This is a genomic window from Vibrio sp. QJM3NY_27 (assembly GCF_057785955.1).
The window spans coordinates 931,073-946,994 of record NZ_CM173512.1 but is presented as its reverse complement, the minus strand read 5'-3'; the positions used below and the strand labels follow the sequence as shown (position 1 = coordinate 946,994).

Sequence of the window (15,922 nt, the reverse complement as noted above, 5' to 3'; positions counted from 1 at the left end):
TATAGCTAAGCTTTACATTGTAAATTAGTGACAACTGGACGAATAAAAAGGAGCCAAATCGTTTGACGATCTGGCTGCTTTTTGTGTTTGAACGATTAGAAAAATAACTAACCTTGCTGCATCTTCTCCCAAATCGTCGGAGAGCCAATATAGTCTTGAACCGTAGTGATGAATTCTTTCACCAGCTTGGTCTGCTTACGGTGCGGGTAAACGGCATAAATAGCCGTATCAGCAGTAGAGATTGGATAATCTGGAAGTAAAGTGACCAAGCCGAGTTCTTTCATTGATGCATACAGGTTTGATTGATCAAGGAAGCCATAACCTAGACCATCTTTCACGCAAGACACCATGGTGCGAACATCACTGACCTTATAGTTGCCACGAATCGTTAGGCTCTGGAAAGTATTTCCTCCCGGCTCTTCACTGATTCTCAGATGATCGACCGTCATATCACCATTGGTATAAATCACAGCGGGTAACGCGAGCAAATCTTGTGGCGTTTTAGGTTCACCATGCTGCTTCACAAAGTCGTTCGAGGCAACCAACATAAAGTTACTGTCGGCAATCTTCTTGGCAATCAAATTCGATTCAACAAGCTTGCTGAAGCGAAATGCGATATCAAACTGCCCTGCGATAATGTTGGCGATCTTGTCGTCCAATGACAGCACGATCTGAACATCCGGGTACTTTCTCATGAACTGCGTGATGATAGGTTGCAGATATTGCTGACCAAAATAGATCGGTGAAGTAATTCGCAGCACACCTTTGGGTTCAGACTGATAGGAATCAGCAATACCTTGAATCTGATTGATAGTATCTTTCAGCACATAGGTTTGCGCGAGAATATCTTCCCCTGCTGACGTCAGCGAGAACGAGCGCGTGGAACGGTTGAGCAGCTGAACACCTAAGTCTTGCTCGAGTTTTTTTATCTGTTTAGAGAGTGATGAGTTGTCCATATCATGCAAGGTTGCCGCTTTGGTAAACGACCCCTGTTGAACCACATCTAAGAACAATAACAACTGATTAGTATTTGGCACTGCGCCTCTCCTGATATAAAACTCGACTAGCGTTCATCTTTGGGGGTATCCATCACAACCATGGTTGTAATGGATTGAACCTGAGCACATTCCCCAAGTACATCGGCATGAAACTTCTTATAGCCCGGCAGATCTTTGGTTTCTACCCTCAGCAAATATTCGTTAGCACCGGTAATGTTGTGGCACTCCACCACCTCTTTTTCCATGCTGACATGCTGTTCAAATTCAAGCTGAGCCGATTTGCTGTGGCTCGATAAACCAATCGAAACATAAGCAATAAAGCCGACACCCATCAGGCCATTATCCAGAACTGCGCGGTAACCTTGAATGATCCCTTTACGTTCGAGATCTTGAACTCGCCTTAGAGTCGCTGAAGCCGACAAGCCAATTCGTTCTGAAAGCTCAATGTTGGAGATTCTGCCGTCCAATTTAAGCTCTTGCAATATCCTTTCGTCAAATCTATCCATAGGTACTTATTATTGTGCATTTAGTGATAATAAGTGAAATAAAAGCACATAATTGCCTCACTTTCCACCTACTATGTTTCTCAACACGTGAAAGTCATGATCGGTCAGTCACTTCGTTCATTTTATTGCAGGAGAACCATTATGCCTTTAGAACAACTTAGCGCACTTGCCTTGTTTGCGTTTGTCTCGACGTTCACGCCGGGTCCAAATAACATCATGCTCATGACATCAGGTGCCAATGTTGGCTTTGCCCGTACTATTCCGCACATGCTTGGGATAGCTCTGGGGTTTGCAGCCATGTTGTTGTTGGTTGGTTTCGGCTTAATGGGAATTTTTAACGCCTATCCGGTCTCTCACCAAATCTTGAAATATCTAAGCCTGACTTACCTTGTGTACCTAGCAATTAAGATAGCATTGAGCGGCAAAGCCAAAAGTACCGAGGCTTATAAACCAATGACCTTCATTGGCGCGGCAAGTTTTCAGTGGGTGAACCCTAAAGGTTGGTCAATGGCGCTGACTGCGATTTCAGTTTATAGCAGCGGCAGTTCATGGTGGGAGCTTGCGATCATCGCAGCGATCTTCACGCTAGCCAACTTACCGTCAGTGACATTCTGGACAGCTGCAGGCAAACAGCTACAGCACTGGCTAACAACGCCAGTACGCATCAAAAGCTTTAATTACGGCATGGCGGGCTTACTGTTAGCCTCGACGATTCCAATGCTCTAATCGAATAAGTTTCTTATCTTGTGATGGTTAGTACACAAGTGCTAGCCATCGTTCTGGTTAAAGATATCCAATAATCTCACTTAACCAACGACCAAATAACGCCTGCCCGCTAGGGGTTAGCGTCCACACAAACACCGCTACATTCATTGCCACTGTCAGCCAATAGATAGATCTGAACGGCTGCTTCTGCGTTTTATGGCGCAGCTTATCTTGAGCAATCAAAGCCCCTAACCAACCACCAGCAACAGACAAAATATGGAGAGTTTTCTCAGGCACACGCCAATTACCATTGATTGCTGCTCTTTTGTCTTTTGCGTATACAAAAAACGTCACCACACCGATAACTAAATACCACGCCAACAGCGCTTTAGAGCTTTCTGCAAACAACACAGACACCGCCACCAGAACCAGATAGGTGATGGCGATTTGAATAGATGAAGACAACATCAACTCCTTTTGGGTAACAGCTCACATACTGTAGCAATTACGCCCTGTAGATTTTGATAAGGATGAGCCGTTATTTACCACGATTGGTATAAATAAAACAGCAATTAGGTCAGCCTCCCAATTCAGAGAAAGCCCTTTCATCCCTACATAACATGATGGAAGTTAAAGGAATTATAAATATGTACAACCAAAAGTACGCCATCTATCAAGTTTTTACGCGTTTATTTGGCAACAAAAACACTCAACATGTTCCGTGGGGCACAATAGAGCAAAATGGCGTCGGCAAGTTCAGTGATTTTACAAACAAAGCGCTGTCTGAAATCCGCAAACTCGGCATTACGCATATTTGGTACACCGGAGTGCCACATCACGCCGTCATCAATGATTACAAACACATAAATATTTCTGACGATCACCCGAGCGTAGTGAAAGGCCGTGCGGGATCACCTTATGCCGTCAAAGATTACTACTCCGTAAACCCTGATCTCGCTGAGAATCCTGAACATCGATTAGAAGAATTTGAGGCACTAATCAAAAGAAGTCACGACAGCGGCTTAAAGGTGATCATCGATATCGTCCCTAACCATGTTGCACGCCATTATAAAGGCTTAAACAATCCAGAGGGAGTCAGTGACTTTGGCGCTCACGATGACACTGTGCTGGAGTATCACCGAGACAATAACTTCTACTATATTCCCAACAGCGCCTTTGAACTGCCAGATATAGCTCCTGCCTTTACCCCGCTTGGTGGTGAACAGCACCCTAACCTACGCTCTCCGTTTATCGAAACGCCCACCAAATGGACGGGTAGCGGCTCTCGCTTAGCCAAGCCCAATTTCGATGATTGGTATGAAACGGTGAAGATCAATTACGGCGTGCAACCTGACGGTTCAAAAGACTTCCCTGAACTGCCAAGTGACTATGCTCAAAGAAATTACATGGATCATTTCCGCTTTTGGGAATCTGTTGATGTGCCTAGCTCTTGGGTTAAATTCCGAGACATAGCCTTGTTTTGGTTAGAAAAAGGCGTTGATGGGTTTCGCTACGATATGGCTGAGATGGTTCCAGTCGAATTCTGGAGCTACCTCAATTCATCGATAAAGATGAAAAACCAAGATGCCTTTCTGATGGCAGAGGTTTATCAACCGGACTTATACCGCGACTACATTCATCTCGGCAAAATGGACTACCTGTACGATAAAGTTGACCTTTATGACGGTCTAAAAGACATCATTCAAGGCAAGGCTTCAACGGCAATCATCCCCGATATCCAACATCAGATGATGGATATTGAACATCACATGATGCACTTCTTGGACAATCACGATGAGCAACGAATTGCTTCTCCCGAGTTTGTTGGCAACCCTAATATCGCGAAGCCTGCAATGCTCGTCAGCGCATTATTAAGCAGTTCACCGACCATGATCTATTTTGGACAAGAAGTTGGCGAACCGGGAGCGGAAGATGCAGGCTTTGGACAACCCTCACGCACTTCTATATTCGATTACATCGGAGTTCCACAACATCAAAAATGGATGAACCACGGTGCCTTCGATGGCGGTTTATTAGACCATAACGAAAAGCAACTACGTCACTTCTATCAGAAGGTAATGAACTTTTCGCTTGAGCATTCTTCAATGACTGGAGAATATCGAGACTTACATCGGAGCAACAACTTGAGTGATTCAGTCTACGCATTCCTGCGCTATGATGACCAAGAACTCACTATTGTTGCCGCAAATTTCAGCCAACACGCCACTGAGAGTATTCACTTGAAGGTCCCAAATGATGTCATCCAAAAGCTTAAAACAACGGATGGCAATTACTTGCTAGATGAACATATTGAGGGCGTTCACCAACAAGTATTCAACGTTGAAAATAGCATCGGAAATTTTAATATCGAATTAAAACCGCTCGCATCTTTGGTTTGGGTATTATCGTTAGATGAATAACCTATCGTTCAATATTAGTTACCGAACAACTATTAACTTACTAATTGATAATTAACTTAATTCCCAAGTTAAATTAACAACCTCTCAATTCGATACCTTCCTCACATTAATAAGGATGAGCTCTCATCCTTATTATCTACTCCTAGCTTCTACGCCTTATGTTATTAATATCGAACATATGAGCTATTGATCCAATTAATTTCACTTAAACCAAATACAAAGCGTGATACTGACACTAGGTTTCCTATTTTTACGTATTAAAAACAACTTTACATATAGCCATCACAAATAGTTGGCCATCATTCGGACTAGGATATTCATCTTCATAAAAAGTGAAATATGGATATCAAACGTGAACAACATAAATATTAATAAGAACATCACTCTACAACGCACCTTCGACATTACAAAAAAGAGAAGCTTCAGACGGTCAACGCTAGCCAAAGCGATTCTACCTCTCTTCACCGCCACCCTTATCGCAGGCTGTGGTAGCGATAACGACAGCGACACGGATGCTGGCAACAGTGGCTTATACAAAGCAGGCGAAAACGAAGTCGTTGTGTATTACAAACGTGATGTTGCAGCTGCAAGCACTTCGGGCTCTACTTACGACGGCTGGGGACTTCACCTATGGAATGGCGAAGGCTGCACCAGCACCGACTTAATCGCGATGGGTCTCAGCGAAACCGGTACTAACTGGGAAGCACCTTACGAATTTAATGGTATCAGCGATACCTACGGTGCCTACTATGTGCTAAAAGTCGATCCAGATGCTTCTGACCCGCATAAATGCATGAACTTCATCTTACACAATGGCGACGAAAAAGCGTTTGGTAGTGCCAATTCGAAAATCGAGTTGACCAAGCTTGGTGATTCGCAAGGTGTATTCGGATTCCATGGCAGCAGCGAGTTGTACTACGACCCAATCTCAGAAAGACCAGTCAATATTGATGGCCAAAAAGCACATTGGTTGGACGCAGAGACAATCGCTTGGGAAGCCGCTGGTAACGCCGATTCGGTGAAACTGTTCTACGCACTCGATAACAGCATCACAATGAACGACGACAAAGAGATCGTGGGCGGCACTGCAATTGAACTAAGCAAAGATGGGGAATTGTCTTCTGAATTGAAAGAGCGTTTCCGCCACCTTGCAAGCTTACCTGCCCTTGCTATCGACGTTGACGACAACACATTACGCACCATCTTAAAATCTCAGATAATTTTTGTTGCCTATAATGCCAATGGCGATGTTATCTCTTCAACTGAGGTTCAAAAGCCAGGTGTGCTTGATGCGGTATTTGCTAGCGAAGATGCTGGTAATGCAATGGGTGAAGAACTAGGCGCGATTGTTGAAGGCAGTGCGGCTACCTTCAAACTTTGGGCACCAACAGCGCAAGATGTAGAACTCGTCCTATACAGCGAAGATCTGCAAAATTCACAAGTGTTCCCAATGACGGAGAGCACTGAGACAGGTATTTGGGCGACTGATGCTGTGTCTAATGCAGTCAACAGTTACTACCGTTACCAAGTGAAAGTCTACCATCCAACCACAGGTAACATTGAAACTCGCCTAGTAACCGACCCTTACTCACTCAGTTTGTCGAAAAACTCTGCATACTCTCAAGTTATCGACCTTAATGATGCGGCATTAATGCCTGAAGGTTGGGTTGGATATAAACGCCCAACGGTAGAGAAAGACGAAGATCACGTACTCTACGAATCACACCTGCGTGACTTTAGCTTCAGCGATACCCTAGGAAAAAAAGAATGGAACGGCAAATACCTAGCTCTCACAGAAGCAGACCGTGAGTCGGTCAAGCACCTAAAAGCTTTGAAAGATGCAGGCTTAACTACGCTGCATATCTTACCGGCATTCGATATCGCTACCGTCGATGAAGATGAAGCGAGCCGTGTCGATATTACTGATACCGTTGGTAAGCTATGTGATGTAAAACCTGCTGCCGCTTTGTGTGGAAACGAAGACGAAAATAAGGTCATCGAAGATGTACTCGATGGTTATGATCCTTCAACAGGCGATGCGCAAGCGCTAATGAACGACCTGCGTATGCTCGACAGCTTCAACTGGGGCTACGACCCATTCCATTACACGGTTCCAGAGGGCAGCTACGCGACAGATCCAAACGGTTCTCAGCGTATTCTAGAGTTCCGTCAAATGGTAAAAGCCACGCACGACATGGATCTAAAGCTGATCATGGACGTGGTATACAACCATACCAATGCGTCTGGTGTGAACGATAAATCGGTACTGGATAAGATTGTCCCTGGATACTATCACCGCCTTAACGTCAACACAGGTGGCGTCGAAAACTCGACTTGTTGTGACAACACTGCGACTGAAAACCTGATGATGGGTAAGTTAATGGTCGATTCACTTAAGGTGTGGGCTGACGATTATAAAGTGGATGGTTTCCGTTTTGACTTAATGGGCCACCAGCCAAAAGACGTAATGGTCGAAGCATTGAAAGAAGTGCGCAAAATCGACCCGAATACCCTGTTCTACGGTGAAGGTTGGGACTTTGGCGAAGTAGCGGATAACGCACGCTTCGATCAAGCAAACCAAATCAACATGGCAGGCACAGAAATCGGTACCTTCTCGGACCGTTTACGTGACGCCGTACGTGGCGGTAGCCCGTTTGATGGTGGCGTCGATTCAGAAGGCAACCACCCACTTCGCTTCAACCAAGGTTTTGGTAATGCCGCGATTGCCAATGAAGAGACCAAAGTTGATCAAGATTCAATCAACGGTCGCTTACACAACCAAGATCTTGTTCGCTTAGGCATGGCAGGTAACCTCGCAGAATACGTGTTGATTGATTACAAAGGTGATACTAAGCTCGGCAAAAACGTTGACTACAACGGCGCGCCTGCTGGCTACACCAAGATGCCTTCAGAGAACATCTCTTACGTTTCCAAACACGATAACCAAACGCTTTGGGATAACAATGCTTACAAGATCGCTGCAGGTACTAGCTCTGCAGAGCGTGCTCGCATGCAGTCTGTATCGCTCTCTACTGTGATGTTAGGCCAAGGCATACCATTCATCCATATGGGTTCTGAATTGCTACGCTCTAAGTCTATGCAGCGTGATTCTTACGACTCTGGCGACTGGTACAACCGCGTAATGTTCGATGGTACGGGCAACAACTGGAATGTTGGCCTACCACGTGAAGACAAAGATGGTGCTAACTGGGATTTGATCAAAACTATCATTGCTGACAGCACGGCTAAACCAGACGCAGACGACATTGAGCTGACTAAGCAGCAATTCCTAGAGCTATTGAAAATCCGTAGCTCAAGCGAACTGTTCCGCTTAGACACAGCAGACGAAGTCATGAAGCGTGTCGACTTCCGTAATGTAGGTGAAGATCAAGTCGAAGGACTGATCGTGATGTCTATTGATGATGGTGTTTCAGCCGGTGCTAACCTAGATCCTGCCAACGATGCGATTGTTGCTGTTGTAAACTCAACCAATAAATCTCAATCGTTCAAAATCACAGGAGCATCCGGCTTTGCACTCCACACCGTTCAACAAAATTCTGAAGATGACATTGTAAAAGGCGCAACCTTCGCCGCTGAAACCTTCACCGTACCTGCGTTAACAACCGCAGTATTCGTACAAGCCCAAAATAGCGACGTACAAGGAGCGGGGTTGCCAGTTGATAACTCAGACAAGGATGTATCTAGCATTCCGCCTTACGGCCAAACGACGGTTTACGTTCGTGGTGACATGAATGGATGGGGCGCAGCTGATGATTGGGCGATGAACTTTGTTGCTAATGGTGTTTACTCTTTGACAGTGCAGGTGCCTATGCCTGAAAAGGATAAAGATGGACACGGCTTTAAGTTTGCCGATGCTACTTGGGATCAACTTGACCTTGGTTGTAATTCAGTTGAACTTGCCGATGGGTCAATCGACCTAGGTACTGATGGTAACTGCCAACTAAGCGTAACTGAAGCTGGCAACTACACATTCACTCTGAATGCGATTCATGAGTTAGATGACAATGTGGAGAAAGCCGTAGTTTCAGTAGTCAAGAATTAAGCCTTAAACCTCTAATAAACAGATAATAAAACCAGCGCAAACTAGCCTTTGGGAGACGTCAGTCTCCCTTTTTTTGTGCTCAATAAACTCCAACCCAAATGCACCATTACCTTTGCCTCCCATCGATTAATGCTCTTCACTAAAACGATGTACAAACTATATTAGTTCTTAGTTCTTAGTTCTTAGTTCTTAGTTCTTAGTTCTTAGTTCTTAGTTCTTAGTTCTTAGTTCTTAGTTCTTAGTAGAAAGGATGACGACTTCGTGTGAACTGTTAGTTTAATCGAGGGTAAATATCATAAATCTAATTTAAGGTCAGTAATGGAGTGGCTACTAGTCCATAGAATTCGCATACAGTATTAAGTTTTTCGAGAAGAGTAAAAGAGGTGATAGTGTTTTTATTAAACACCTAGTTAATCAAAGCTATAAATAGCCGATATCATCCACTTACATTGGCTATCTATAATTATGCATAGGTCAGTGGTTATTTCATAATTAGGTATTGAGTGAATATAAACATTTCACTTCCATTTATCACAAGCAATAAAAAAGGCCCCCAACTGGGAGCCCTTTTTTTAATATCATTCAGTTTTTACAAACCGTTTGATTACTTTTTATTGACGGCTTTTACAAAAACTTCTTGCGCACCTTCAATACCTAATGCTTTTGCTTCATCTAATAAGCTAAGTGCTTTAGGAATATTGTCTTCACTTACTGCCGTTTGAATTGCATTATGGTAGTAAGTTTGCGTCTCTGGTTGAATTGTATCTATCTTAGTCGCAGCGGCTGGTTTAGCCTTAGATTCGCTGTTTGATGAACCAATTGAGAAGAAGCTCGCTTTATCGATTGTAACTTCTATCTTACCAACGTTAGCATTTGGGATCGGGATATCTTTCACTTCAGGTAAATAATTACCACGGCCTTCCGCGTCCAAGCGAGCAGGATGGATCACATCAGTAAAACCACCAAGATCAGCTTGATCTGTATAGATAACTAAATAAACTGATTTTGCTGTTGTCGGTGGGTAAAAATCGTTCTCAGCAACGAGGCGGTTTCCTAAGTGTAGTCTTGGTTTTGCGTATTCGAAGCTCTCTTTACCATAACGCTCTAGCTCTCGACCGTTTTCGTCATAGATGACCGCATTTGGCACAAACGCTGTGTCACCGATAATACTCGTGATATTAATCGAATACTCGCCGCGGTCTGCAGGTAGTTCAATCGCCACTACAGGGCTGTTTATGCCTTGATAGTTTAATACTTGGCTATTTGGCGTCACATCAAAAATTGCCGAGCTTGGCAGCTTCATTGGGGCAAATTGAAGACCAGCAATAGAATTCACTTGTTCTGCTTGTGCCACTTGAACTTGCTCGACTACTTGCGCAGATTGGCAACCAGCTAACGCAACACAACCACTCAACATTAGAGCGCGAAAATACATAGTTCTTCCTTATTTTTATTTTTTTAAGAAATTTACTTAGTTAATTACCATAACGAAAATAATTAACCTAGGAAACCTTTTTACTAATCGTACATTCCTTAAAAAAATAGCCGACGCAAGCCGGCTATGAATTAGGACAGTTTGGAATTTTTAGCTAGTGGCTTACCACCAAGCTTCAACTTGGATACCAACAACGAAATCGTTGTCTGCGCCTTGACCTGTAACAACGCCGTTTTCATCTTTAACTTCACCGAATGAATCGTTTTCTAGATCCATCAGGTAGCTACCGTATACGCGGATTTCAGGACGAGCCCAGAAGCTATCACCCATTGCCCATGCTTGAGCAACAGTAAATTTAGCGCCACCAAAGTCAACGTTGTCTACTTCACCAGCGTTATAGCCCGCTTCGAAGATAGTACGCATTGTGTCGTTCCACTTATACATTGGACGAGCTACGATAGAGTATTGGCTTGAATCATGCTTATCAGCACCTAGGTCAGAACCAGCAAGGAATGCAAGTTGGTGACCCATTTCCCAAGATTCGCCTAGGTTCATTACACCCCAGTTAAGAACACGGTAACCAAAGCCATCATCTTGAGCACCAGAGCGATCATAGTACGCACCAGAACCCCACAAGTTAGCCATTTGAACGCCGTAACCAGCAGTACCTAGTTGAACAACAGTTTGGTTAAAACCATTACTCATATTTTGGTGGATGATACCTGTAGCAAGTAGACCGTCATCACCATCGTATTTGCCATTCTTATTTTCAGTACCGAAGTTGTATACAACTCCAAGCTCTAAACTAGCATCTTCCCATAGACCGATATTCGCTAGACGAGCATCAGCCATGTAACCAGCACCGTTCTCATCTTCACCATCTTGAATAATCGCTAAAGAAAGTTTTTGGTTACCAACTGAAATATTTTCAATACCACCACCAGTACCTGATGTATTTAGGAAGTAGAAGTCAGTGATGTGAATATCTTTACGTTGGTAGTATGTTTTACCAGCCCAAAGTGTCGCTTCCTCATCGAAAGATAGAACGCCTGTTGCTTTAACAGCAAACTGAGCAACGTTAAAGTCACCGTCTTCCCAACCATTTGCGCCATCAGCTCCAGAAGCAATCATTGACTCTAAACGCCAAGTTTGCTCACCAGTTTTCAGTTCTTCAGCCAAGCCAAACTCAGAATAGTTGTCGTTTTCATTACCTAGACGACCAATACCATTCTTCATGAATGAAACGTCACCACCATCATTCCCGCTAATACCAGTACCAGCACGCATGTAGCCATTAAAATCTACAGCGAACGCAGAGCCAGCAGCTAATGTAGTTGCCACTGCAGCAGCAATCAAACTTACTTTTTTCATTCTTAACTCCATTAAGGACGATTTATTTTAGGTTTTTATATTTTTGCTCTCTTGCGGCAACCAAAGGCAGTAATGGTAGTCGTAAGATAGAGAGGTTTAGGGTTGCCCCTGATTCGTTTCAACGGAGTCAATATTAAGAGGGGATGACAAGTTTGACTTCCTCCACCCCTAAGTTAATTAAGGGGGACTAGAGGGGAGTAGAAAATAAACAGAACGGTGTTTTAAAGAGGTGGATCACTTAATCTAGGAGGAGTAGACAGCACACAGATCTAATTATTCAGCATAAGTGCGATCTAGTTCAAATATATAATTTGAACTTCATCGATGAATTATTTTTTTAACCGTAATTAATCTGTGAAGTTGCTTGACCTTATTGTGACAAAGCTTTTTACTTATAGTTCACTGATGTCGATAAACGAACAAGAAATCAAGCAATGACTAGAACGCTCGCTCGCCCTTATCCACTAGGCGCAACGCTAGGTAACACTGGCTGCAACTTCTCAATTTTTTCTCCTGACTGTAAATCACTTTCCCTCGCACTCTTTGACGAGAACGATGAGTTCACCACTTATAAGTTGGAAAATGAATACGCTGATATCAGATATGTGTTTATCGACGGTATAAAAGCAGGACAAAAATACGGCTTCATTGCTGAAACTGAAAATGGTCCAATCCTACTTTCAGACCCGTATGCAAAAGCAATCAGCGAACCGCTCGATTACGTCACGCCGTATACCAATGAAAAAAGCTTTTCGATGGCGAAATGTGTCGTTATTGATGACACTTTCGACTGGCAAGATGTAGACAAGCCGCGTATTAGCCGAGAAGAGACCGTTCTTTTCGAAACCCATGTAAAAGGCCTATCTAAGCTTCACCCTGAAGTCGCGCCCCATACTAAAGGCCGTTACTTAGGGTTAGTTAGCCCTGAAATGCTCGCGTTCTACAAACAGCAAAATATCAACTCTCTACAACTTTTACCTATTGCTGCGTGCATGCATGAGCCTCACCTACTAGATATGGGGAAAGTGAACTATTGGGGTTACAACCCATACTTATTCATGGTGCCTGACCCACGCTACGCAGAAAAGGACGCCGTGAATGAGCTAAAAACTGCGATTCGCGAACTGCACCGTAATGGCATCGAGGTCATTCTAGATGTCGTGTACAACCACACAGCAGAAGGCGGTGAAGGTGGAACTACCTTCAACCTAAAAGCACTGGATAGTCGCTACTACATTAAACATGGTTGTCATTATGCGAACTTTACTGGTTGCGGTAATACGGTCGACCTAACCCACCAGCCAGCACTCAACTTAGTGATGGATACGCTTCGCTATTGGGTTAATGAGTTTAAAGTTGATGGCTTCCGCTTTGATTTAGCAGCAACGCTAGGCCGTGAAGGCGATAATTACAATCCTGAGGCCGCTTTCTTCAAAGCCGTTGCTCAAGATCCGATACTTAAAGAAACCAAGTTAATTGCGGAACCTTGGGACATCGGCCCGAATGGCTACCAAGTTGGTAATTTTCCTTTAGGTTGGAATGAGTGTAACGACAAGCTCAGAGACATTACACGCAGCTTCTGGCGCGGTGATCAAGGCTATCTGAAAGAGTTTGCAACTCGCTTGATGGGATCGCGTGATATCTACAGTGCAGCGCACTGGCCGTACAAATTGACCGTCAACTACATCACTTACCATGACGGGTTCACCATGCAGGACCTTGTTTCTTACAAGCATAAGCACAACGAAGAGAATGGTGAGAACAATCGCGATGGGCACGGCGACAATCGATCTGAAAACTATGGCGTTGAAGGCGAAACCGAAAACCTCTTGGTCGTCGCAACACGTGAAAAGCAGAAGCGTAACTTCATGGCAAGCCTGCTGTTCGCCTTTGGTATTCCGCATATTCTGACAGCTGATGTGTTATCTCATACTCAAAAGGGTAACAACAACGCTTACTGCCAAGACGGCGTAACCAGCTGGCTGAACTGGGAAGATTCAGAGCGTAAGACTTACTTCAAGACTTGGCTGTCTGAGATGATATCCGCACGTCAGCAATACATGGTGCCTTTTATTAAGGCATTCAGTGGCGAAAAGCGTAACTCTAACCGCATCTTCTGGAGCCGTGTCGATGGCACTCTCATGGAACATGATGATTGGAACCGTTTAAGCTCGGTTGCGTTGCATTTAGGTATTGGTAAAGATGGTGACGAGTTGATTTATTTGATCAACCAAACCAACGCACCCGCTCGCTTCTCATTACCGACTGATCGTGACCAAAACTGGGTAACTATCTGTGATACCAACCTGCGAAATGTAAAACCAGGTCATGCTGAAGGGGAGATGTTGTTATCACCGACTTCAATGGCAATTTTGCATTATGCGCCAGAAAAGGCTAAGTCAGCCTAATAAAACACCAAAATCAATAAGAGCCAGTTATATTTATAGCTGGCTTTTTTGTTAGCTGAATATCACAGAAATCATTCTTTTATATGGATTCATTTGCATTGATGTGATGGATGAAACTGTTTAGTATTGCCGTACTATAAAAATGAATCTATAACGTCTTGGATATCATGGCTTTACCTAAAATACTTATTCGGCTTTTCAAACCATACATACTCTTATTAACCGGAGGAATGCTCTATCTAGCAGTAGCCCAATTAGAGAAAGTAGAAACAACAGCAACCCACCAATCATCGTCAAATATTCGAATTGCTAGCTCCACAATTCGTTCAAACATCGAAGCCGTGTTCGGCAAGCTTTACTTCCTAGAGACCAGCTTGGGCTCACCTAAGAATTCCAGTTTTGATGACAAAAAATTTCGTGAACTCAGCGATAACATCCTAAAAAGAACACCAAAATTCTCTGATATCATCCGATATCAGCCTCAATCTCATAACTATATTTCCACCCGAGGCCTTCCCCTTTCGAACGAACAAATCGCCTCAATACAGTGGCACTCAATAGACAACGTCGTTGAGGATTTCTACATATCTTCCGTTTATCAAAAACCTGATGGGCGTTGGGTGTTTGCGGTTAAACACACAGCAGAAAGATTGAATGAAGAAATATGGATTGAGTTTGACCTATTGCATACCACGCAAGGCCTGAGAGATCTTAAAACACTCAACAATGGTTACGTTTTTGTTGTCGATCGAGCAACTGAAAGGTTGGTCTTCCACCCTGACCCGAAACGTATTGGCTCCAAATCCATTAGTTATCATGCAGGTATCAGCAAGCAACTCTCAGAAGGTGAAACTGGTGGCCTGCACGAATACTATTATCAAGATAACTTTAAGATATCGGTTTTCGATGCTGACAACAGTTTAAACTGGGTTTTCATCGCTGGGACTGATCGCCACGATATATTAACCAGTTCACATCAATTCACGTTAACGGGCGTGGTGCTGGGCTCATTGCTTCTATTGTGGATTGGGGCAAACTATCTGGCTTACCGCTTAAACGTGTTGTTATCACGACTCAATAAAGTCGATGACCTCGCCAGCTTTAAGCGAGAGTTAAAATCAATATTGGATAGCTTTACGTATCATAAAGGCATTCAGTTTTGCCTCTATCAACCAGAAAGCCATTCGTTTAGTACCATTGATTATCACGGGAACAAATCAACTGTACATTGTGATAAAGCCCTTGCGGAGCGCTTTCCACCCGACACCATGGTTTATCGAAACGGGAAATACGCCGATCCGTTGGCATGCAAACTAAAAATCCATCAACGTCATTACTGCATACCATTGCACTCTCGCAAACAGTTAATTGCGATTCTCTATGTGAATGCGAGTTTGCCGATCAGCCAGAGCATTCTGCGCATGATCAGAGATTACACCGAAGTCTCTTTATCTAACTTGCTGCTTCATCGCCAATTGAGCAGCAAAGACCTGATGACGCAGCTAGATAACAAAAGCTGTTTCAATATCGCTCTGGAAAACTACGCAAGTGAACCAGAGACCTATGTTGCTTTGCTTGATATCGATAACTTTGACCACGTAAACCGCGCCTACGGTGAAGCGATTGGCGATAAGATGATAAAACTCACCGCAGAAACCATACGCTCATACTTCCCTAAACCGAAAGGTCTGTGTCTTGCTCGAATTGGTGGGAAAGAGTTCGCAATCTTATTCAAAGCGAATGATGCTAAGGATGCCAAATTCCAGTTGGATCAATGTCGAGTGAGAATTGCAGAGAAGACGATTACTACGCCAAACATCACGCTATCGTTAAGTGTCAGTGTCGGGTTCTCACAATTAGAAGGCGAAAGAGATTCAGCGTTAGCTCTGGCGGAACAGGCCAAACTTATCGCCCAACAGCTAGGAAGGAATAGAGTGGAAGGTCATATAAGAGCAGTCGCGAAAGCATCTTAAATAGCCTTTGAGTCACGCCTTTTCTTAAGCAACGAATTCTCAA

The 15,922-nt window shown here is 43.7% G+C and carries 10 protein-coding genes; 5 read left to right on the top strand and 5 right to left on the bottom strand.

The window, feature by feature from the left end; genetic code table 11:
- Positions 1-107: 107 nt before the first annotated feature.
- Together AC3CIA_RS19975 and AC3CIA_RS19970 are read right to left on the bottom strand one after the other, a co-directional pair.
- Positions 108-1,037, bottom strand: coding sequence for a LysR family transcriptional regulator (locus AC3CIA_RS19975; RefSeq protein WP_054545872.1), 930 nt, complete (start codon positions 1,035-1,037; stop codon positions 108-110).
- A 26-nt stretch (positions 1,038-1,063) separates the two neighbouring features.
- Positions 1,064-1,504: an Lrp/AsnC family transcriptional regulator gene (locus AC3CIA_RS19970; RefSeq protein ID WP_010431662.1), complete on the bottom strand. Its 441-nt coding sequence runs from the start codon at positions 1,502-1,504 to the stop codon at positions 1,064-1,066.
- A 141-nt stretch (positions 1,505-1,645) separates the two neighbouring features.
- Here AC3CIA_RS19970 and AC3CIA_RS19965 point away from each other — a divergent pair, with 141 nt between their 5' ends.
- The gene (locus AC3CIA_RS19965; RefSeq protein WP_010431665.1) at positions 1,646-2,230 is read left to right on the top strand and encodes a LysE family translocator; all 585 of its coding nucleotides are present in this window, start codon (positions 1,646-1,648) and stop codon (positions 2,228-2,230) included.
- Positions 2,231-2,287: 57 nt separating this feature from the next.
- On the opposite strand, the gene AC3CIA_RS19960 is transcribed toward AC3CIA_RS19965, so the two are convergent.
- The gene (locus AC3CIA_RS19960; protein ID WP_372124634.1) at positions 2,288-2,677 is read right to left on the bottom strand and encodes a DUF1294 domain-containing protein; all 390 of its coding nucleotides are present in this window, start codon (positions 2,675-2,677) and stop codon (positions 2,288-2,290) included.
- A gap of 179 nt (positions 2,678-2,856) precedes the next feature.
- Here AC3CIA_RS19960 and AC3CIA_RS19955 point away from each other — a divergent pair, with 179 nt between their 5' ends.
- Entirely contained in the window at positions 2,857-4,629 is a 1,773-nt protein-coding gene (locus AC3CIA_RS19955) for an alpha-amylase family protein (protein ID WP_488519632.1), read from the top strand.
- Between the two features lie 403 nt (positions 4,630-5,032).
- Positions 5,033-8,692 (top strand): pullulanase-type alpha-1,6-glucosidase, encoded by a 3,660-nt coding sequence (gene pulA, locus AC3CIA_RS19950; RefSeq protein WP_488519644.1) that lies wholly within the window; start codon positions 5,033-5,035, stop codon positions 8,690-8,692.
- A 604-nt stretch (positions 8,693-9,296) separates the two neighbouring features.
- On the opposite strand, the gene AC3CIA_RS19945 is transcribed toward pulA, so the two are convergent.
- Both AC3CIA_RS19945 and lamB read right to left on the bottom strand, forming a co-directional pair.
- Positions 9,297-10,127 (bottom strand): MalM family protein, encoded by an 831-nt coding sequence (locus AC3CIA_RS19945; protein ID WP_488519631.1) that lies wholly within the window; start codon positions 10,125-10,127, stop codon positions 9,297-9,299.
- 162 nt (positions 10,128-10,289) lie between these two features.
- The gene (gene lamB, locus AC3CIA_RS19940; RefSeq protein ID WP_065206686.1) at positions 10,290-11,498 is read right to left on the bottom strand and encodes a maltoporin LamB; all 1,209 of its coding nucleotides are present in this window, start codon (positions 11,496-11,498) and stop codon (positions 10,290-10,292) included.
- 434 nt (positions 11,499-11,932) lie between these two features.
- Here lamB and glgX point away from each other — a divergent pair, with 434 nt between their 5' ends.
- Both glgX and AC3CIA_RS19930 read left to right on the top strand, forming a co-directional pair.
- Complete coding sequence (glgX, locus tag AC3CIA_RS19935) at positions 11,933-13,906, top strand: glycogen debranching protein GlgX (protein ID WP_488519630.1); 1,974 nt, start codon at positions 11,933-11,935, stop codon at positions 13,904-13,906.
- A 230-nt stretch (positions 13,907-14,136) separates the two neighbouring features.
- Entirely contained in the window at positions 14,137-15,879 is a 1,743-nt protein-coding gene (locus AC3CIA_RS19930; protein WP_488519629.1) for a sensor domain-containing diguanylate cyclase, read from the top strand.
- The last annotated feature ends 43 nt before the right edge of the window (positions 15,880-15,922 follow it).

Coding starts and splice junctions, on each gene's coding strand:
- AC3CIA_RS19970 (WP_010431662.1), bottom strand. CDS start 1,504: ATGGATAGATTTGACGAAAGGATATTGCAAGAGCTTAAATTGGACGGC.
- AC3CIA_RS19965 (WP_010431665.1), top strand. CDS start 1,646: ATGCCTTTAGAACAACTTAGCGCACTTGCCTTGTTTGCGTTTGTCTCG.
- AC3CIA_RS19960 (WP_372124634.1), bottom strand. CDS start 2,677: ATGTTGTCTTCATCTATTCAAATCGCCATCACCTATCTGGTTCTGGTG.
- AC3CIA_RS19955 (WP_488519632.1), top strand. CDS start 2,857: ATGTACAACCAAAAGTACGCCATCTATCAAGTTTTTACGCGTTTATTT.
- AC3CIA_RS19945 (WP_488519631.1), bottom strand. CDS start 10,127: ATGTATTTTCGCGCTCTAATGTTGAGTGGTTGTGTTGCGTTAGCTGGT.
- lamB (WP_065206686.1), bottom strand. CDS start 11,498: ATGAAAAAAGTAAGTTTGATTGCTGCTGCAGTGGCAACTACATTAGCT.
- glgX (WP_488519630.1), top strand. CDS start 11,933: ATGACTAGAACGCTCGCTCGCCCTTATCCACTAGGCGCAACGCTAGGT.
- AC3CIA_RS19930 (WP_488519629.1), top strand. CDS start 14,137: ATGCTCTATCTAGCAGTAGCCCAATTAGAGAAAGTAGAAACAACAGCA.